This is a genomic window from Natrinema sp. H-ect1, from assembly GCF_041821105.1.
GTDB classification, from domain to species: Archaea; Halobacteriota; Halobacteria; order Halobacteriales; family Natrialbaceae; genus Natrinema; species Natrinema thermotolerans.
The window spans coordinates 352,114-370,624 of the sequence record NZ_JBGUBA010000002.1; the positions used below are offsets into that span (position 1 = coordinate 352,114).

Here is an 18,511-nt window from a genome sequence, read left to right on the forward strand (position 1 = left end):
GAAGCACACGAACAGCGTCGACGCCCCTCTCAGTCCTCGTCCGTGACGACCTGTGAGACGTCGACGTCCTCGGGTTCGTCCTGCCCCCCGACGATCAGCTCGCCGTCGTCGGTCTCGACGTAGACGTCGTCGGCGAACCCGCCCTCGGCGTGTGGGTGATCGGGATCGTCGAGCCGTTCGGGGGTCGACGGTGCCGCGGGCAATCCCTCCGGCGGGGCGAACTGGCCCAGCGGCTCGTCGATGGTCACGTCCCAGCGCTCGAAGAACTCGCCGTAGCGGTCGTAATGGGCCTCGAGTTCGTCGGCCGGGAACTCCATCATCTCGGTCCAGCCGTGGTTGTAGAAGTCGAAGTTGGCCTGGATATGGGTGATCTCGCGGGCCTCGGCCTCGGAGTACCCCTCCTGGAGCGCCCGCAGGTAGGTGTCCATCGTCGCGTCGAAGAGACCGTCGAGGTGGGCTTTCCGTTCCTCGGCGCGGGCCGGGTCGGCCTTCCCGGTGAAGATCTTGGTGTGGAGCCTGACCAGCCCCGAGTTGGCGACCGAGCGAATCCCGGGCGTCTCGAGGGCCTTGCGATAGGCGAAGTGTTTCGCGTTCTGTCGCAGTTTCATGCCCGACGATTGGGGGGATATCCTAAAGAACGGTTCGGACAACACTGTTAGGGTCCGCGATCGTCGGCGATGCCAGCAATCGTTGCATGCTCGAGAAATGGTGCCGGATGGCTCGAGATCGGTAAACTCTGGTGAATATATTCGGCGTTCAGTTTACGCTCGTAGTGTCAGACACTGTCGTCCGGCAAAATAGACGAGATAGCAACCCACTTTAACCCGGATTACGAACCATCGGGATATGACTCAGTACGTCATCATCGGTGACGGGATCTCGGGCAGTTCGGCCGCCGAGACCCTCCGGGAAGAGGACCCGGACGCGAAGATTACCGTCATCACCGATGAGGGGGAGCCACTGTATAACCGGATTCTCATCAAGGAACACGCGAAGGGCAAACTCCCCGAAGCCCCGATCTCGATCCACGACGAGGACTGGTACGAGGACCGCGACATCGACCTCTCGCTCAATACCCACGTCACGAGCGTCGACACGGAGGGGAAGGTCGTCCACACTCACGACAGCGGGGAGATCCCCTACGACAAGCTGCTCGTGGCGACCGGCGGAACGCCGACCCAACTGCCCGTCGAGAACAGCGACGCCGACGGAATCCATCACTTCTGGACCTTCGAGGACGCTCGCGGGATCCGCAACCACGCCGACGAGGCCGACAGGGGCGTCATCGTCGGCGCGGGCCTGCTCGGGATCGACTTCGCCGCGGTCTGTGGCGCACAGGGGATCGACGCCGACTACCTGATGCGCGGTGATCGCTGGTGGCGCTACGCCCTCTCGGCCGAGGGTGCCGAGATCATGCACGAGGGCATGCGCAGCGTCGGTGTCGAGCCGGTCTTCGATAGCGGCGTCGACCACTTCGAGGTCGACGACGACGGCCGCGTCACCGCCGCGGTCGACCCCAACGGCGACCGCTACGAGTGTGACTTCGCCGGCGTCGCGATCGGCCTGTCGTTCAACACCGAGTTCCTCCGTGGGGCCGGCATCGAGCAGGACAACGGGATCGTCGTCGACGAGTACATGCAGACCAACGTCGACGACATCTATGCGGCCGGCGACCTCACGCAGTTCCACGACGTCCTGCTGGGCGAGCAGGCCCAGAACGGCTCGTGGGGCTCGGCCAAGGAACAGGGCCGGGTCGCCGCCATCAACATGGCCGCCGACGCCGAGGAAGAGGGTTTCCAGTGGGTTTCGTCGTACTCCATTACGCACTTCGACTTCCCGTTCCTCTCTTTCGGTCATCCGACACGCGGCGACGAACACGCCGAGCGCAAATACAGCGACACCGAGTGGCGACGCATCGCCTTCAAGGACGGCAAGATCGTCGGCGGCGTCCTCATCGGCGACCTCTCGCCCCAGAGCAAGTTCAAACAGCTGATGCGCGAACAGCGCGTCGTCGCCGATCAGGCCGAGGTCCTCTTAGAGCAGTCCGTCGACCTCGACGAACTCGCCCCTACGCAGGAGCAGTAGCGGCCACCTCCGTTTTCCGATCCGTTCGCGGCGCTTTTCCGACGAATCGAACCGTGAGACCGGCGTCTCCGCGACGACGAACTGTTCTCCTGTCTCGCCGCCGCCACTGCCGGAAGCGGAACGCTTAACACAGATGGGTACATTTGGTAACAATGAACATGGCGACCAGTGAACTCCAGTCCCGATCAGTACGTCCCGAGTCCGCTGCTGTGCGACTCGAGCGAGTCCCGTCCGTGCCGGCGGACGCGACAGTCCGTCACGTCGATCAGTTCGAGACGGAGACGCTGGACGCCATCTATCGCGCCGTCACCGAGGACCGCCCCGTTTCGGCCGCCGAGACCGACCTCGAGCCGGGCGAGGTGATCGTCTTCACGGACTACTTCCGCGTCGAACGGGTCTGAGCCGCCGGGGCTCCGCCTCCCGCCCCGTGGGTGGTATCGAAGTCGTTTTCCCGTGTGCGCGCTTTCGATGACGCATGAACGGCGACAGCGACATGACACTGGCGTTCGAACTCGAGGCGCTCAAGGAACTCGCCTCGCCCGAGCGCGTGTTCGAAGACGCCAGAGGGTGGACCGAGTACATCGGCGTCGTCTCCGAGAAACCGACCTACGTCGTCACGAACTTCACCCGAAAGAACCGCATCCGTCAGGACTTCTTCTCCGGGCCCCGTGGCAAAGCCGAGAGCCTCGAGGGCGTCAAAGACCAGTTCGACACCGGACGCTACGTCTACGTCGGAGCCAGCGAGGAGGACGAACAGTTGGCCGAGGAGGTCGACTGGGAGTATCTGGCGGTCGAAGACGCCGCCGACGCGGCCGACTGGATCATCGCCTCGAGCGCCGACGACGAGGACGACGACGCCGAAGAGGTCCGCGACGACTGGCCCTGAGACCGTCGCAGCGACGGCCGGTCCCGTTCCGGGGGAGCCGCGCCGTCCCTGTGTAACCGCATTCGGGACCGACCGCGGCCCCGGCGCACGTGCCCCGTGCCGTGAGTTGCCGTCGTAGCCGACTCCGCGGAAAGACGCTAATCCTTATCGTAGTGGCCGTCCACGAAGCCGTATGCAGACTGTACAACCGCGATCCCTCGGTCCGTCGGCGGTCGGGAGGCTCGGTCATGGCCGCGATTGAACTCGAGGGACTGACCAAGCGGTACGGGGACGTCGTCGCCGTCGACGGACTCGATCTGACCGTCGAGGAGGGCGAAATCTTCGGCTTTCTCGGCCCGAACGGCGCGGGAAAGTCGACGACGATCGACATCCTGCTCGACTTCACTCGACCGACTGGTGGGACCGCGTCCGTGCTGGGTCACGACGCCCAGTCGGAGGGGTTGGCCGTCCGGCAGCGAACCGGTGTGCTTCCGGACGCCTACCACGTCTACGACCGACTCAGCGGTCGCCGGCACGTCGAGTTCGCGATCGAGATGAAAGGCGTCGACGACGATCCCGACGCCCTGCTCGAGCGGGTCCGGGTCGCTGACGCGGCCGATCGTCCCGCCGGCGGCTACTCCAAGGGGATGCGCCAGCGGCTGGTGTTGGCGATGGCGCTGGCCGGCGATCCCGACCTGCTCGTCCTCGACGAGCCCTCGACCGGGCTCGACCCGAACGGCGCTCGGGAAATGCGCGAGATCATCCGCGAGGAGAACGCCCGCGGCACGACCGTCTTCTTCTCGAGTCATATCATGGAACAGGTCGAGGCGGTCTGTGACCGCGTCGCCATCATCGATCGGGGCCGGCTCGTCGCCGTCGACACCATCGACGGTCTCCGCGACGCGACCGAGACCGGCGAGACGCTGTACGTGTACGTCACGGCGCTCGACGAGGGCGTTCTCGAGCGTGTGCGTGGCCTCGACGGCGTGGGGCGAGCGGCGATCGACGAAGGCCGGTTGCGGGTGACCGTCGACGGCGTCTCGAAGTTCGCCGTGTTGCACGCGATCGACGAGATCGCGCCGGTACAAGACTTCTCGGTCGTCGAGTCGTCGCTCGAGGACCTGTTCGTCCGATACACGACCGAGAAACAGGAGGTCGAGGCGTGAGCTGGGTCGCGGTCGCGAAGAAGGACTTCCGGGATGCCGTCCAGTCGCGCGCGCTGTGGGCGCTCGTGACCGTCTTCGTGGTCCTGTCGATCGCCTCGACGTACGCCTACGTCGAAGCGCCCGCGTTGCTGGGTTCGACGACGGCGGCGACGTTCGGCGGCTTGCTGCTCTTCACGGTCGGTCTCGTCGGTCTGTTCGTCCCGCTGGCCGCGATCGTCGTCTGCTACAAGTCCCTCGCCGGGGAGCGCGAACTCGGGAGCATCAAGCTCCTACTTTCCCTGCCGACCACGCGTCGGCGGGTCTTCGCCGGGAAGGTCGTCGGCCGAGCCGCCGTCCTCGCGTTCGGGCTGGGCGTCGGCCTCCTCGTCGGTCTCGGGGTCGGTGCGGCACTGCTCGGTGACCTCGACGCCGCCGCGGCACTGCTTTTCGTCCTCATCACGCTGGCGTTTGCGGCCGTCTACGCGACGATCGTCGTCGGCATCTCGGCGGCGACCGGCTCGACCTCCCGGGCGACGACGCTGGCACTTGGCTTCTTCGTCGTCTTCGAACTGCTCTGGGACGTGATCCCGATGGGGATCCTCTACGTCCTCGAGGGCTTTACGATCCCGTCGACGATGCCGGACTGGCTGTACCCCCTGTTGCAGCTGTCGCCCTCGTCGGCGTACCTCTCGACCGTCGTCGCCTTGCTGCCCGACCTCGCGGACGCGTCGGGCACCGAGCCGACTCAGGCGGGAGCCGGCGTCGAAGTCGCGGCCGACGCGGCCGAGCCGTTCTACGCGAGCCCCGAGATCGGCGTCCTCGTTTTGCTCGCGTGGGTCCTCGTGTCGCTGGTGATCGGCCTCGTCCTGTTCGACGGGACCGACCTCTGATCGTCGCCCTTAAGCCCGCTCCGGCCGAACGGCGGGCAATGGCAGGCCCCGGCGCTGCAGGTGCGGACGGCGGCGATCGGCTCGAGTTACCCTGCGGGACCCACCTCGACCCCCACGAGATCGATCTGGGGATGCGCGAGTACGACTGTCCTTGCGGTGACAGCCACGCGGTCGTCACGGACGTCCACCCGCCCTCTCGGTTCTTTCCCGAATCGCTGGTGACGGTCCTGCGGGAGACGATCGACACCGACGACGAGTTCGAGGAGTTCGGCACCCCCCACTTGCTGGGGGTCGTCCTGGAGGAGTTCCCCGAGGCGGTCGTCGTCCACGACGCCAGCGACGACGGTGCGGTCGGCTACACGCTCGTCTGGGTCACCGACTTCGACGCCCGCCGACTCCACGAGGTCGTCGTCGAACTCGTCGTCGAACTCATGGAACACGCGATCAGCCACGCCGACGACGACACCGCGGTCTCCGAGTTCGAGTCCCAGATGCTCGAGTTCGACGTCGAGGCCTTCGTCGAGCAGTACCGGCGGGAACGGGAGTTCGAGAGCGAACACGACCGCGCGCTGTAGGCCGCCCGCCTTGGCGTCTACTCCTCGAACGAAACGGCCAGCCGGAGCCCGCCCGCGTCGCTTTCCTCGACCGCAATCGACCAGCCGTGGGCCTCGATCGCCTCGGAGACGATCGCCAGCCCGAAGCCGGTTCCGTCCGGATCGGTGCTGTAGCCGGACTCGAGGATGTCCGTACGTTCGGCTGGCGGGACGCCGGGACCGTCGTCGGCGATCGCGAACCCGTCGGCAGTCCGCTCGACCGTGACCGTCACGTCCTCGCCGACGTGTTCGCGGGCGTTGCGGAAGGCGTTCTCGAAGCAGACGAGCAGCCGCTCCGGATCGGCCTCGACCGTCGGGAGCGAGTCCGCGTGGACGAGGTCGAGGTCGGGATCGACGGTCCGGTGTGCCCGCTCGACGATCTCGTCGAGATCGACCGCGTCCGTCTCCGTCAGGTGCTGGCCGCTCCGGGCCAGTGTGAGAACGTTCTCGATGAGCGTGTTCATCCGTTCGAGCGCCCAGTCGATCTCCTCGCGGTAGCGTTCGCCCTCGCTATCGACGTGGGCCTCGAGGTTCTCGAGGTGGCCCGCCGCGAGGGTCAGCGGGTTCCGCAGGTCGTGGGAGACGGTGCTGGCGAAGGCGTCCAGCCGATCGTTCTGGCGCTCGAGTTCGGCCGTCCGCGCGGCGAGTTCGGCCTCGCGACGGGCCCGCTCGAGGGCGGCCTCGACGTTGGCCGCGAGGATGCGCGCGAGGGTGATCGTCTCGGCGTCGAAATCGTTGGGCGTCGTCGAACCGGCGATGAAGATCCCCGCATCGCCCAGCGGGATGTGGATCTCGCTCCGCATCGACGTCTCGGGGTTGCGAACGTTATCGGCACGGCGGACGTCGCCGTGGACGAGCGTTTCCCCGGCCGTGAAGGCGTCCCAGGCGATGCTGTCGGGGCCGAGTGCTGGCACCGTCCCGAGCAGGGCTTCCGTCTCGTCGGTCGCCGCGGCCGGGACGAGAACGCCGTGTTCGTCCCGTCGTTCGCTGGGGCGGCCGGTCCCTGCGCTCGCATCGGTAGCCGACGCGGATCGGATCGTCGGCCGCTCCTCGTACAGGTGGACGGCGTTGAGTTCGAGCGACAGCGCATCGCGGGCGATCTCGGTCGCGACGCGAGCGACCTCGTCGGTGCGTTCGGCCGCCATCAGGCGACGGGTACCCTCGTGGAGGCGGTGGATGCGCCGCTCGCGTTCCTTGCGATCGCTGATGTCGCGGATCACGCCGACGCTGCCGGTGAACGTCCCGCCTTCGTCGACCAGCGGCGCGACGTTGTTCTCGACGAGCAACGGGTCGCCGTCGACGGGCTCGAACTGCATCTCGTAGGTCTCCCACGTCCGATCCTCGTCGGCAAGGATCTCACGGAGGGTCGCCGTCGCCCGGTCGACGTCCTCGTCGGGCATGTAGGCGCTCGGGTGATCCCCGACGAGGTCCGAACGCGTCGTTCCGAGGACGGCTGCCATCGCTTCGTTGACCATCTCGATCCGCCCGTCCGCGTCGAGGACGAACATCGGATCGCCGACGGTATCGACGAGCGTTCGGTACCGCTCGAGGTCACGCTCCCGGCGCTTCTGTGCGGCGATGTCGGTGTAGATCGCATACTCGTGGATCTCGTCGCCGAGATCGACGGCGAACACGCGAAGCAGGAACTCCCGGGGCCCCTCCGCCGTCACCCGCTCGTCGATGGTGGTCACGCTCCCGCCGGGACCGCTTTCCCCGTAGGCGTCGATCGGCTCCGAGCCGTCGGGGACGAGCCGATCCTCGATCGTCGTTCCGACCAGCGTCGCTCGATCGTACCCGAACATCTCCTCGAACGCCGGATTGACGTCGAGAATTCGATTGCCGTCGTCACGAACCGTCAACACGACCGGGTCGGGGATGTTCTCGAACAGCGAGCGAAACCGGTCCCGCTCGGTTTCGACGGCCCCGTCCGACCGGGGATCGATCGCCGTCTCGTCGCGTCCCGCCTCCTCGACGGCCCGTCGGATCTGTGCGAGCAATCGCTCGAGCGAATCCTCGCGACCTCTCGGAACGTAGCCGGCCAGTCCGGCCCCGATGGCGTCGCTCGCGAGCAGTTCGTCGCCGTCGCCGGTGTAGAGGACGAACGGGACGGGCGGCTCCTCGCCGGCCGTGATCCGGTCGTACAGCGTCACCGCGCTCGTCCCACCGAGGTCGCGTTCGGTGACGACACAGGTGCGCTCGGACGCCCCCGCGAGCGCGTCGCGGAGCGCGGTCGGCGTCGCAACGGGGACGACCGTGAGTGTGTTCGCTGCCGACTCGAGGGCGTCGACCGTCCGCCGTCGGCGTTCGGTGGATGGATCGGCGTAGATAACGGTCGTCGGTCGAGAGAACTGATCCGAGCCGGGCCTAACCATCTGATTGCTCCGAAGCAAGGAAACGGGCCGTGATAAGAAATTCGGCCGACATATATGGGTATGACCGCCGATAACGGGAACGGCACGGGGGATCGAATTACGCACGTAATTCACGTTTAACCGGCGGAAATCGGTCGTCGAAACCCGAAACCGGTGTCTCCGGTACCCGTCCGACGCCGTGGGTTCGAATTTCGAAAATCGATTTCGAGATTCGTACTGTATCGTGGGGCTTATTACGATGTGCGAACTCCGATTCGACAAGACAAATGAGTACGGACACCGCCACCGACGCCGAGACGGGCGACGGCCGCACGATCCTGTTGATCGGCAGCGGCCCGATCCAGATCGGACAGGCCGCCGAATTCGACTACTCGGGCGCACAGGCCTGCCGGGCGCTCCAGGAAGAGGGCGCTCGCGTCGTCCTCGTCAACTCGAATCCGGCGACGATCATGACCGACCCGGAGATGGCCGACGAGGTCTACATCGAGCCGATCACCACCGACGCCATCGCCGAGATCATCCGCAAGGAAAACCCCGACGGCGTCATCGCCGGGCTGGGTGGCCAGACCGGTCTGAACGTCACCGCCGAACTCGCCGAGGAGGGCGTCTTAGAGGAGTACGACGTCGAGATCATGGGGACGCCGCTGGATACGATCTACGCGACCGAAGACCGCGACCTCTTCCGCCAGCGCATGGAGAAGATCGGCCAGCCGGTTCCCGCCTCGACGACCATCTCGCTCGAGGAGGACGAAGAAGTCTCGGAGATGACCGAGGCCGACCTGAAAGAGCGCGTCGAGGCCGCCGTCGACGAGGTCGGCGGACTGCCGGTCATCGCCCGCACGACCTACACGCTGGGGGGCTCCGGCTCCGGTGTCGTCCACGAGATGGACGAACTGCTGCGCCGCGTCCGCAAGGGCCTGCGTCTCTCCCGGAACAGCGAGGTCCTCATCACGGAGTCCATCGCCGGCTGGGTCGAGTACGAGTACGAAGTGATGCGCGACGCCGACGACTCCTGTATCATCATCTGTAATATGGAGAACATCGACCCGATGGGCATCCACACCGGGGAGTCGACGGTCGTCACGCCGTCCCAGATCGTCCCCGACGAGGGCCACCAGGAGATGCGCTCGGCGGCGCTCGACGTCATCCGCGAACTCGGTATCCAAGGTGGGTGTAACATCCAGTTCGCCTGGCACGACGACGGCACCCCCGGCGGCGAGTATCGCGTCGTCGAGGTCAACCCCCGCGTCTCTCGCTCTTCCGCACTCGCGTCGAAGGCGACCGGCTACCCGATCGCCCGTGTCACCGCGAAGGTCGCCCTGGGCAAGCGCCTCCACGAGATCGACAACGAGATCACCGGCGAAACGACGGCGGCGTTCGAGCCCGCGATCGACTACGTCGTCACCAAGGTCCCCCGGTGGCCCAAAGACAAGTTCGACGACGTCGACTTCGAGCTGACGACGGCGATGAAGTCGACCGGCGAGGCGATGGCTATCGGCCGCAGCTTCGAGGAGAGCCTCCTGAAGGCGCTTCGCTCCTCGGAGTACGAACCCGACGTCGACTGGGAGGAAGTCTCGGACGCGGAACTCGAGGAACAGTACCTCGAGCGACCCTCGCCCGACCGCCCCTACGCCATGTTCGAGGCGTTCGAACGCGGCTACACCGTCGACGAGGTCGTCGACCTGACGGGCATCTTCGAGTGGTACACCGAACGCTACAAGAACATCGCCGACTCGACGCTGGCGGCCCAGGAGGGCGACTTCACCGAGGCCGCCATCGCCGGCCACACCAACGCGACGATCGCCTCGGCCGCCGGTGCGGACGTCGACACCGTCGAAACCGAGGTCCCCGGCCGCACCTACAAACAGGTCGACACCTGCGCCGGCGAGTTCGAGGCCGAGACGCCGTACTACTACTCCGCGCGCAAGTCCGAGTTCGAGTCCGGCCCGCTGCTGGGCGACGCCGCCGCGGGCGAACTCGAGGTCGATCGCGACATCGAGAGCGTGATCGTCGTCGGCGGCGGCCCGATCCGCATCGGACAGGGCGTCGAGTTCGACTACTGTTCGGTCCACGCCGTCCGCGCCCTGCGCGAACTCGGCATCGACGCCTACGTCGTCAACAACAACCCCGAGACGGTCTCGACCGACTACGATACCTCCGACGGGCTGTTCTTCGAGCCCATCACCGCCGAAGAGGTCGCCGACGTCGCCGAGGCGACCGGTGCCGACGGCGTGATGGTCCAGTTCGGCGGCCAGACTTCCGTCAACATCGGCGAACCCCTCGAGGACGAACTCAACCGTCGCGATCTCGACTGCGAGGTCATGGGCACCTCCGTTGAGGCGATGGACCTCGCGGAGGACCGCGACCGCTTCAACCTCCTGATGGAGGAGATGGGTATCTCCCAGCCCGACGGTGGCACCGCCTTCTCGGAGGAGGAGGCGCTGGAACTGGCCCACGACATCGGCTACCCCGTCCTCGTGCGTCCTTCCTACGTGCTGGGCGGCCGCGCGATGGACGTCGTCTACAACGACGACGAACTCGAGACCTACATCGAGGAAGCGGTCCGCGTCAGCCCCGAGAAGCCGATCCTCGTCGACGACTTCCTCGAGGACGCGGTCGAACTCGACGTCGACGCCGTCTCGGACGGCCGCAATGTCATCATCGGCGGCATCATGGAACACGTCGAGAGCGCCGGCGTCCACTCCGGCGACTCCGCGTGTATGATCCCGCCCCGCTCGCTCGAGGAAGACACCTTAGAGCGCGTCCGCGAGGTCACCGAGGACATCGCCGAGGCGCTCAAGACCAAAGGCCTGCTGAACGTCCAGCTCGCGGTTCGTGACGGCGAAGTCTACGTGCTGGAAGCGAACCCGCGCTCCTCGCGTACCGTGCCCTTCGTCTCGAAGGCGACCGGCGTCCCGATCGCCAAACTCGCCGCGAAGGTCATGGCCGGCGAGACGCTCTCGAGCCTCGAGGCCGACGAGCAGATCCCCGAACACACCTCGATCAAGGAGGTCGTCCTGCCGTTCGACCGCCTGCCGGGCTCGGACCCGCGTCTCGGCCCGGAGATGAAATCCACCGGCGAGGTCATGGGCACGGCAAGCGACTTCGGCACGGCCTACTGGAAGTCCCAGCAGGCGGCCGGCAACGCCGTCAGCGAGGGGACCGCCGTCGTCGACTTAGACGTCGACGGCTTCGAGACCCACTTCGACGTCGCCGAGTTTGACGACGTGCCCGCGGCCATCCGCGAGGGCGACGTCGACTTCGTCGTCAGCCGCGATCGCGACTCGCTCGAGATGGCCGTCGAGGAGGAGATCCCCTACCTCTCGACGGTCGCCAGCGCCGAGGCCTACGTCGAAGCGCTCGACGAGTTCGACGGCGATCTCGAGGTCGCGTCGGTCACCGAGCGGCCGAAGCGCACCGCGAAGTGGGGCGTGTCGGAGTAAGACCGCTCGCCGACGGCGTCTATTCTCGAAGTCGTTCCGCCGTTTCGCCGGTACAGGCGAGTATCAACCGCGCCGCCTCGTCGGGGGCGTCCCAGTGTGGGTAGTGCCCGGCGTCCTCGAACCAGTACACCCGCGCGTTGGGGAACCGCTCCGCGGCTCGTTTCGCCTGCCGTGGGAGCGTGACGCGGTCCTTGCGCCCCCAGCCGAGGACGACCGGTCCCGGCGTGTCGTCGGCGCCCGGTTGGCCGGGTCCGAAGGCCAACCCAGACAGGAGTTCGTCGAACGACGGCGAGTCCGCGAAGGTCCGCATCTCCGTGAGCGCCACGTCGGGAGGCAACGCCCAGGGTCGCGCCGAGAGCTGGGCCAACAGGGCGGTGCGACCCGCGGCGCTGTTCATCAGTCGCCCCATCACGGGCTGGAGCAACCGAACGAGCCGGATCGACGGGGCCAGCGTCGCATAGAAGAAGTACCGCTCCCATCCCTCCCAGAACCCGCCGGGATCGAGCGCGACCGTCGCGCCGATATCGCCCCGCCGCGCCAGTTCGAGGACGAGCCGCCCGCCCATCGAGTTGCCGACGGCGTCGACCCCCTCGAGGTCGTTCGCCACCAGAAACGAGCCGACAGCGTCGGCGAGCGTCCTGACGGACGATTCGCCGGGCAGCGGCGGCGTCTCGCCGTGGCCGGGGAGGTCGACGGCGATCACCTCGCGCTCGGCGGCCAGCGACTCGAGGATCGGCGTCCACGTTCGCCAGCTCCCGCCCAGTCCGTGAACGAGCAGTAACGGCTCGCCGCTCCCGCGGCGAACGGTGTTCATTCGCATGCGCTCCCCATGTGCGCCGACCGTGTAGAACCCCTGCATGATGACAGATTACGGACGCCGGCGCGGTGACACGACGGAGAGCGGGGATCGGCTACTCGAAGTCGTACCAGTCGAACCGCTCGACACCGTAGCGGTAGGAGATCGGCGGCGCGAGCAGGCCGCCGATCAGGACGATCCACGAACCGATCGTGATCGCGCGGGCCGAGACCTCAACCTCGGGCAGCGGGGTCAACGCGGTGGCGGCTCGAAGCAGGCCGGCGATCGTCTCCGGGGCCTCGAGGTAGAGGACGGCGGCCGCGATCGCCGGCAGCGCGATCGCCAGCGTGTATACGAGGAAGGCGGTCTTGCTCGGCATCACCGCCTCGCGGTTGTTGGTCACGCTGACGCTGCCGAAGCGGGGGAACGCCGAGCCGATCCCCGACGCCAGCGCCGGCGTGGCGACCGCCCCGACGACGGTCCCGGCGACGAGGACGCCGGTCCGCTCGAGCGAGAGGGGGCTGACGACCCCGAGGACGAGCGGGACGACCACCGCGAACGGGACGGCGACGAGGGCAGCGGCGACGATCCGGCCGCGGATCGCCTGCCGGCCGGTGAGCGTCGACGTGACGACGGCGGGCAGGGCCGGGCCGAGATCGCCGAGCGGGTTGAGCGTGAACAGCGCGCCGGCCGCCCAGACGACGTACAGACAGAACAGCGCGACCATGAACGACGGGACGGTCCCGGACTCGATGATCTGCTGGACGAACCCGATGGCACCGAGCAGCGGGTAGCCGACGTACGCGAGTCGGATCGGCGAGCGTTTCGTCCGTCGGATCGCCGTCACGGCTACGGTTCGGACCGGCCGCGTGAGGACACCCGAGAGGGCTCCCGTGAGCCGGTCGTCGCCCCGTTCGACGGTCGGGTCGGGTTCGTCCTCGGTTCGGGCCGCATCGGCGAACCAGTGGGTCCGTGCGCCGGCCGTCCCGACGGCGAGGGCGGCACCGACGACGAGCAGCGAGCCGACCGCCGCACCACCGATCGCGACCATCGACGAATCGATGATGGGGACGCCGACCAATAGCAAATGGCCGGGCCAGCCCAGCGGGCTGGCCTGCAGGTGCCGAAAGAGCGTCGCCGCGACCTCGTTGATTCCCCCGGTCATGATCACACCGAAGTACGCGACCCAGAAGGCGGCAAACAGCAGCGTCCGGTACTTGGCGATCGGTTCGTAGGCGGTGATCAGGTGGCGAACCCAGACGCCGACGGCGAACCCGACCGGGACGGCGGTCGCGATGATCACCACTAGGAAAAGCGGCGCGACCAGAACGGGTACCACAGTTCCCGCACCGGAGGCAAACGCCGCGGCGAACACCACCGCCGGCAGCAGTACCCAGGTCAGAAAACGGGCGATCTCCGCACCGACGAGGCCGACGACGGCGTTGCGGACCGACGTCGACAACAGGAGAAAGGCCGGCTTATCGACGTCAGCGGTCGTCGTGACCGCCCGCATGACGGCCATGACGACCAGAAACAGCCAGAGGAGCGCCGTTCCGCCGGTGACAAACTCCGTGATCGTTGTGGTGCCGGACGCCGACAGCGAGCCGGCGGCGGCACGTTCGCCCAATTCCGGCAGGAAGAGGACACCGACTGCCGTCATCGGGCCGAGCGCGATCAGCAGGGCGATCGCGATCAGAAACAACCGCGTCCGGTTGCCCGCGATAGCGCGAGCGGTCCGCCGGAACTCCGTTTCGGTAATCGTACGGGCGATAGCGGCTTGTCCCATCAGCGATCACCTCGAGTCGATCGCAGCGTGCGGGGATGGACAGGGCTCATAGTCGGGCCTGCGTAACGCATTCAGTAAAATATTCGGTTTTTGTCATCACTGTGGCGTCGCTCGGTCGGTCGAATCAGCTCCGACTCGAGGCGGTCGCCCGTGGCCGTTGACGGCCGACACTTATGACACACATTTAACTATAGCGGTACGAAAAGACGCCTATGAGCCCTGTCGACGCCCTCGCTATCGAAACCGATGGCCTGACGAAACGGTACGGCAACACGACGGCGGTCGACGATCTGACGATGCAAGTCGAGCGCGGGACCGTCTACGGCTTTCTCGGCCCCAACGGCGCGGGGAAGACGACCACGATGCGGATACTGACGACGCTGACGAAGCCGACCGCAGGAACGGCGAGCGTCGCCGGCCACTCGATCGTCGACCGCGAGTCGGTCACTCCCCACATCGGCTACCTGCCCGAGGAACCGCCGGTTTACGACGAACTCACCGGCCGGGAACAGCTCGAGTACGCCGCCGGGCTGCGCGATCTGCCCGACGACGAGGCCAGCGAGCGCATCGAGTCGCTGCTCGAGCGGTTCGACCTGCTCGACGACGCGAACAAGCGCATCGAGGACTACTCGAAGGGGATGCGCCAGAAGGTCGGCGTCATCCAGGCGGTGTTACACGAGCCCGACGTCGCCTTCCTCGACGAGCCGACGAGCGGGCTCGACCCCCGCGCGGCCCGAACGATGCGCGACACCATCGCCGACCTCGCCGACCACGAGATGACCATCTTCCTCTCGACGCACATCCTCCCGGTCGTCGACGAACTGGCCGATACGATCGGCGTCCTCCACGACGGCGCACTCGTCGCCGAGGACGACCCCGACCGGCTCAAGACCCGCGCCGAAACCGGCGACGCCCGCAGTCTCGAGGACGCCTTCCTCGAGATCACCCGCGATCATGACGAGACGGCGGCCGAGCCCCGCGCCGAGTGACCGGCCGTTCGACCCCCCGATCCCTCGAGACGGTTTTTCGCGCCGAAACCGCGTTAGATGCGCGGAAAGACTCGTATCGGCGATCTACAGCGTTCGATTTCCCATGGTTTTTAGTAAGTCGCGATCGTACGCTCGTCCGGAGGTGAGAATCGATGGTAGGGAGAGACATCACTGGCCTCGATACGGTTGCTCGCATTGCCGACCGCCTCTCGACGATCGACCGATACGATTGCCTGCTCGGACTGATTCCGACGGCGCTGACGGTCGCGGCGCTCGTCGGACAGGTCCTCGATCTCCCCACCGAGGCGGCCCTCCTCGGTGGCGTTGCCATCGCCTTACTGGCCCTGCTCGATGGACTGTTCTTCCGCCCGCCCACCGGACTACGGGGCGCGTGAGCCGTCCGTCGCCGCCTCGAGTCCGGACCGGAGGCGAGTCGCCGTCACAACGACGGCCGCGCTACGGATCGAAGACGCCGCGTCGCAACCCCTCGCGGACGGGGTCGTGTTCGGCGTCGGTCGGCGGCGGGCTCGTGACCAGCAGGGCCTCGAGCCGTTCGTCCTCGCTCGCTCGAATCCCCCGGTCGACGTCGGCTTCCACGACGACGATGTCGTCGGGTTCGACCGCGTGTTCGGTCTCGCCCTCGCGGACGACGCCCGTGCCCGACCGGACACAGATCGTCACGTCGCTGCCCGGCGCGTGGACCGGGATGAACTGTCCGGGCTCGAAGTAGCCACAGACGACCTTGATCCGGTCGTTTTTGAACACCGGCTGTGCGCTGAACTGGTCCTCGTCGTACGCCCGTTCGGCGTCGAAATCGGTTGCTGGCATGGCTGAATTGTCGACGGATCTAGGTCCGCCTAATTCCGTACCGGAGGAGAGACGGGCCGACGGGGTCGGTCTTCCCCCGAACATATTGGTGCAGTCCTGGGAGTTCACGGACCGCCGGGAACGGCCGCCTCGAGGCGACGCGAGCGGTCCGCGAACGGAATACTCTAAAACGACCGGGTGCTGTGGTTTCGTATGGAGTATCACGAGGCGGCGGACTTCTTATTCGATCTGCGTCGGTTCCGCCCGAAGCCGGGCACCGAGTCGACGGCCCGGCTACTCGCCCACCTCGGGACCCCCCACGACGACGTCGACTGCGTCCAGATCGCCGGCTCCAACGGGAAGGGAAGCACGGCCCGAATGGTCGAGCGCACGCTGCGGGAGGCCGGCTACTCCGTCGGCCTCTACACCTCGCCACACCTCGAGGACCTCCGCGAACGCGTCCGCATCGACGGCCGGAAGATGCCCCGGTCGGCCGTCTGCGAGTTCGTCGAAACCGCTCGCGAGTACGTGACGACCCGCGGTGCCGACGGCGAGTCGCCGACCTTCTTCGAGACGATGACCGCCATGGCGCTGTGGCAGTTCGGCCGCGAGGACGTCGATATCGCGGTCCTCGAGGTCGGCATCGGCGGCAAGTACGACGCCACCAGCGTCGTCGATCCGGTCGCCAGCGCGGTCACGAGCGTTACGCTGGAACACACGGGGATCCTCGGCGACACCGTCACGGAGATCGCCCGCGACAAGGCCCACGTCGCGCCGAGCGAGGCCCCGCTCGTGACCGGCACGACCGGAGACGCGCTCGCGGCGGTCCGCGAGGTCGCCGGCGACGTGATCACCGTCGGCCCCTCACCCGCGGGGGAGTCGGACCCCACCGCGCCGGACGTCCACGTCGCCTACGACGGCCGGACCAACCACACCGAAGCCGCCGTTTCGATCGACGCCGACGACTGGGACCTCGAGACCGAAATTCCGCTGCTGGGCGAGCATCAGGCCGTCAACGCCGGTATCGCGGCCGCCCTCGCCCGCCAGATCGGTGACGTCTCCGAAACCGACCTCGCCCGCGGTCTGCGCAGCGCCCACTGGCCGGGCCGGTTCGAGGTGATGGATACCGAGCCGCTGGTCGTCCTCGACGGCGCGCACAACCCCGGTGCCTGCGAGGGGCTCGCGGCGACCCTCGAGACGTACGACTACGACGACCTCCACCTCGTCTTCGGCGCGATGCACGACAAGGACCACCGCGAGATGGCCGCCGCCCTGCCGACGCCGGCCTCGGTCGTGACGACCGAGCCGACGCTGGACCGGGCCGAGGAGCCGGCGGTCCTCGCCGAGGCGTTCGCCGACGCCGGTGCCGGCCGCGTCCGGACCGAGGCTGCCGTTCAGGACGCGCTGGCGACCGCGCTGGCCGACGCCGACGCCGACGACTGCGTCCTCGTGACCGGCTCGCTGTTCGCGGTCGCGGAGGCCCGCTCCCGGTGGACTCGCACCGACGTCCCCAAACGGATTCGGGACCGCTCGGACGCCCGCGACGCCCTCGCGGAGGCCAACGTCGCGGCGGGCGACGTCGAGCGACTGGACGGCGACGCCGTCCACCGGGTCGTCAGGACGGCCCTGCGGGACCGACAGGCGTCGGTCCTCAAGGAGGAACTGCTACGGCTGGGCGGCGAGTGTGCCCTGTCGGGCCTCGAGCGCGACGACGAGGCCGTCGACGCCGTCCTGATGGGATCCGTAGCGCAGTTCGAATCCCTCGTCGAGGCGCTCGAGGCCCGCTCGCGGCCCCACGGGCTGGCCGACGTGGCCCGCGAACTGCGGGCGACCCTCGAGATCGACGCGAGCGACGAGTCGCGGACGACGATCCGTCCCGCGGACGACTCCCGAGGCGACGACGCGGGCCACCGATTCCCCTGGGGCGACCGGACGGCCGTCATGGGCATTCTGAACGTCACGCCCGACAGCTTCCACGACGGCGGCGAGTACGACGCCCTCGAGGACGCCGTCGACCGTGCCGAGGCGATGGTCGCGAACGACGTCGATATCATCGACATCGGCGGCGAGTCGACCCGTCCCGGTGCGGATCCGGTTTCGGTCGACGAGGAACTCGAGCGCGTGGTGCCCGTCATCGAGCGGATCGCCGATCTCGACGCCCGGATCTCCGTCGACACGCGCCGCGCCGCGGTCGCCGACGCGGCGCTTTCCGCGGGCGCGGACATCGTCAACGACGTCTCGGGGCTCGAGGACCCCGAGATGCGGTTCGTCGCCGCCGACCACGACGCGGGGCTGGTCGTGATGCACAGCATCGACGCACCGGTCGTTCCCGACCGCGATGTCGACTACGACGACGTGGTCGCGGACGTGATCGACCAGCTCTCCGAGCGCGTGTTGCTCGCCGAAAAGGCCGGCCTCGACCGCGAGCAGATCATCGTCGATCCCGGCATCGGCTTCGGCAAGTCCGCCGCCGAGAACTTCGAACTCCTCGACCGGATCGACGAATTCCGGGCGCTTGGCTGTCCCGTCCTCTTCGGACACTCCCACAAGTCCATGTTCGCCAAAGTCGGTCGCGAGGGCGGCGAGCGACTCGAGGCGACCGTCGCGGCGACGGCGCTCGCGGCGGATCGCGGGGCCGACATCGTCCGGGTCCACGACGTAACCGAGAACGTTGCCGCGGTCCGGACGGCGCTGGCCGCGCACGATCCGGAACGGTTCGACTGGCGGTCGTAGGAGCTAC

At 67.5% G+C, this 18,511-nt stretch carries 15 protein-coding genes; 10 read left to right on the forward strand and 5 right to left on the reverse strand.

Translation table 11 applies throughout. From position 1 onward, the window contains the following. Positions 1 to 29: 29 nt before the first annotated feature. Positions 30 to 608, reverse strand: coding sequence for a DUF6149 family protein (locus ACERIM_RS05965; RefSeq protein ID WP_373631714.1), 579 nt, complete (start codon positions 606 to 608; stop codon positions 30 to 32). A gap of 238 nt (positions 609 to 846) precedes the next feature. On the opposite strand from ACERIM_RS05965, the gene ACERIM_RS05970 reads away from it, so the two are divergent. From ACERIM_RS05970 to ACERIM_RS05995, 6 genes are all read left to right on the forward strand, one after another. Further along, positions 847 to 2,085: an NAD(P)/FAD-dependent oxidoreductase gene (locus ACERIM_RS05970; RefSeq protein ID WP_373631715.1), complete on the forward strand. Its 1,239-nt coding sequence runs from the start codon at positions 847 to 849 to the stop codon at positions 2,083 to 2,085. A 152-nt stretch (positions 2,086 to 2,237) separates the two neighbouring features. Then, on the forward strand, positions 2,238 to 2,486 hold the full coding sequence (locus tag ACERIM_RS05975; protein WP_006647798.1) for a hypothetical protein: 249 nt from the start codon (positions 2,238 to 2,240) through the stop codon (positions 2,484 to 2,486). Positions 2,487 to 2,560: 74 nt separating this feature from the next. Next, the gene (locus ACERIM_RS05980; protein WP_006647797.1) at positions 2,561 to 2,971 is read left to right on the forward strand and encodes a hypothetical protein; all 411 of its coding nucleotides are present in this window, start codon (positions 2,561 to 2,563) and stop codon (positions 2,969 to 2,971) included. Positions 2,972 to 3,198: 227 nt separating this feature from the next. After that, the gene (locus ACERIM_RS05985) at positions 3,199 to 4,116 is read left to right on the forward strand and encodes an ABC transporter ATP-binding protein (protein WP_006647796.1); all 918 of its coding nucleotides are present in this window, start codon (positions 3,199 to 3,201) and stop codon (positions 4,114 to 4,116) included. Continuing rightward, positions 4,113 to 4,985 (forward strand): ABC transporter permease, encoded by an 873-nt coding sequence (locus tag ACERIM_RS05990; protein WP_373631716.1) that lies wholly within the window; start codon positions 4,113 to 4,115, stop codon positions 4,983 to 4,985. Before ACERIM_RS05985 ends, ACERIM_RS05990 begins: the two co-directional genes overlap by 4 nt. Before the next feature lie 38 nt (positions 4,986 to 5,023). Then, complete coding sequence (locus ACERIM_RS05995) at positions 5,024 to 5,560, forward strand: DUF5815 family protein (RefSeq protein WP_373631717.1); 537 nt, start codon at positions 5,024 to 5,026, stop codon at positions 5,558 to 5,560. A 17-nt stretch (positions 5,561 to 5,577) separates the two neighbouring features. Here ACERIM_RS05995 and ACERIM_RS06000 read toward each other — a convergent pair whose 3' ends face one another. Next, the gene (locus ACERIM_RS06000) at positions 5,578 to 7,950 is read right to left on the reverse strand and encodes a PAS domain S-box protein (RefSeq protein ID WP_373631718.1); all 2,373 of its coding nucleotides are present in this window, start codon (positions 7,948 to 7,950) and stop codon (positions 5,578 to 5,580) included. Between the two features lie 266 nt (positions 7,951 to 8,216). Between ACERIM_RS06000 and carB the strand changes: the two genes are divergently transcribed. Further along, the gene (carB, locus tag ACERIM_RS06005) at positions 8,217 to 11,393 is read left to right on the forward strand and encodes a carbamoyl-phosphate synthase large subunit (protein ID WP_373631719.1); all 3,177 of its coding nucleotides are present in this window, start codon (positions 8,217 to 8,219) and stop codon (positions 11,391 to 11,393) included. Between the two features lie 19 nt (positions 11,394 to 11,412). Here the strand turns inward: carB and ACERIM_RS06010 are convergent, their stop codons facing one another. Both ACERIM_RS06010 and ACERIM_RS06015 read right to left on the reverse strand, forming a co-directional pair. Next, positions 11,413 to 12,213 carry an alpha/beta fold hydrolase gene (locus tag ACERIM_RS06010; RefSeq protein WP_373632008.1) on the reverse strand — a complete coding sequence of 267 codons (801 nt, stop codon included), beginning with the start codon at positions 12,211 to 12,213 and terminating at the stop codon, positions 11,413 to 11,415. Between the two features lie 91 nt (positions 12,214 to 12,304). After that, positions 12,305 to 13,975 (reverse strand): hypothetical protein, encoded by a 1,671-nt coding sequence (locus ACERIM_RS06015; RefSeq protein WP_373631720.1) that lies wholly within the window; start codon positions 13,973 to 13,975, stop codon positions 12,305 to 12,307. 212 nt (positions 13,976 to 14,187) lie between these two features. On the opposite strand from ACERIM_RS06015, the gene ACERIM_RS06020 reads away from it, so the two are divergent. Beyond that, complete coding sequence (locus ACERIM_RS06020; protein WP_373631721.1) at positions 14,188 to 14,964, forward strand: ABC transporter ATP-binding protein; 777 nt, start codon at positions 14,188 to 14,190, stop codon at positions 14,962 to 14,964. 152 nt (positions 14,965 to 15,116) lie between these two features. Then, complete coding sequence (locus ACERIM_RS06025) at positions 15,117 to 15,359, forward strand: hypothetical protein (RefSeq protein WP_373631722.1); 243 nt, start codon at positions 15,117 to 15,119, stop codon at positions 15,357 to 15,359. Positions 15,360 to 15,420: 61 nt separating this feature from the next. On the opposite strand, the gene ACERIM_RS06030 is transcribed toward ACERIM_RS06025, so the two are convergent. Continuing rightward, the gene (locus ACERIM_RS06030; RefSeq protein WP_006647788.1) at positions 15,421 to 15,792 is read right to left on the reverse strand and encodes a cupin domain-containing protein; all 372 of its coding nucleotides are present in this window, start codon (positions 15,790 to 15,792) and stop codon (positions 15,421 to 15,423) included. A gap of 192 nt (positions 15,793 to 15,984) precedes the next feature. Here ACERIM_RS06030 and folP point away from each other — a divergent pair, with 192 nt between their 5' ends. Then, the gene (folP, locus tag ACERIM_RS06035; protein WP_373631723.1) at positions 15,985 to 18,504 is read left to right on the forward strand and encodes a dihydropteroate synthase; all 2,520 of its coding nucleotides are present in this window, start codon (positions 15,985 to 15,987) and stop codon (positions 18,502 to 18,504) included. Positions 18,505 to 18,511 lie beyond the last annotated feature (7 nt).

Bases quoted from the DNA above. Each gene is read 5' to 3' on its own strand.
- ACERIM_RS06015 (WP_373631720.1), bottom strand. From the start codon at position 13,975: ATGGGACAAGCCGCTATCGCCCGTACGATTACCGAAACGGAGTTCCGG.
- ACERIM_RS05995 (WP_373631717.1), top strand. From the start codon at position 5,024: ATGGCAGGCCCCGGCGCTGCAGGTGCGGACGGCGGCGATCGGCTCGAG.
- ACERIM_RS06020 (WP_373631721.1), top strand. From the start codon at position 14,188: ATGAGCCCTGTCGACGCCCTCGCTATCGAAACCGATGGCCTGACGAAA.
- ACERIM_RS05975 (WP_006647798.1), top strand. From the start codon at position 2,238: ATGAACATGGCGACCAGTGAACTCCAGTCCCGATCAGTACGTCCCGAG.
- ACERIM_RS05965 (WP_373631714.1), bottom strand. From the start codon at position 608: ATGAAACTGCGACAGAACGCGAAACACTTCGCCTATCGCAAGGCCCTC.
- carB (WP_373631719.1), top strand. From the start codon at position 8,217: ATGAGTACGGACACCGCCACCGACGCCGAGACGGGCGACGGCCGCACG.
- ACERIM_RS05985 (WP_006647796.1), top strand. From the start codon at position 3,199: ATGGCCGCGATTGAACTCGAGGGACTGACCAAGCGGTACGGGGACGTC.
- ACERIM_RS06000 (WP_373631718.1), bottom strand. From the start codon at position 7,950: ATGGTTAGGCCCGGCTCGGATCAGTTCTCTCGACCGACGACCGTTATC.
- ACERIM_RS06030 (WP_006647788.1), bottom strand. From the start codon at position 15,792: ATGCCAGCAACCGATTTCGACGCCGAACGGGCGTACGACGAGGACCAG.
- ACERIM_RS05980 (WP_006647797.1), top strand. From the start codon at position 2,561: ATGAACGGCGACAGCGACATGACACTGGCGTTCGAACTCGAGGCGCTC.
- ACERIM_RS05970 (WP_373631715.1), top strand. From the start codon at position 847: ATGACTCAGTACGTCATCATCGGTGACGGGATCTCGGGCAGTTCGGCC.
- ACERIM_RS06010 (WP_373632008.1), bottom strand. From the start codon at position 12,213: ATGCGAATGAACACCGTTCGCCGCGGGAGCGGCGAGCCGTTACTGCTC.
- ACERIM_RS06025 (WP_373631722.1), top strand. From the start codon at position 15,117: ATGGTAGGGAGAGACATCACTGGCCTCGATACGGTTGCTCGCATTGCC.
- folP (WP_373631723.1), top strand. From the start codon at position 15,985: ATGGAGTATCACGAGGCGGCGGACTTCTTATTCGATCTGCGTCGGTTC.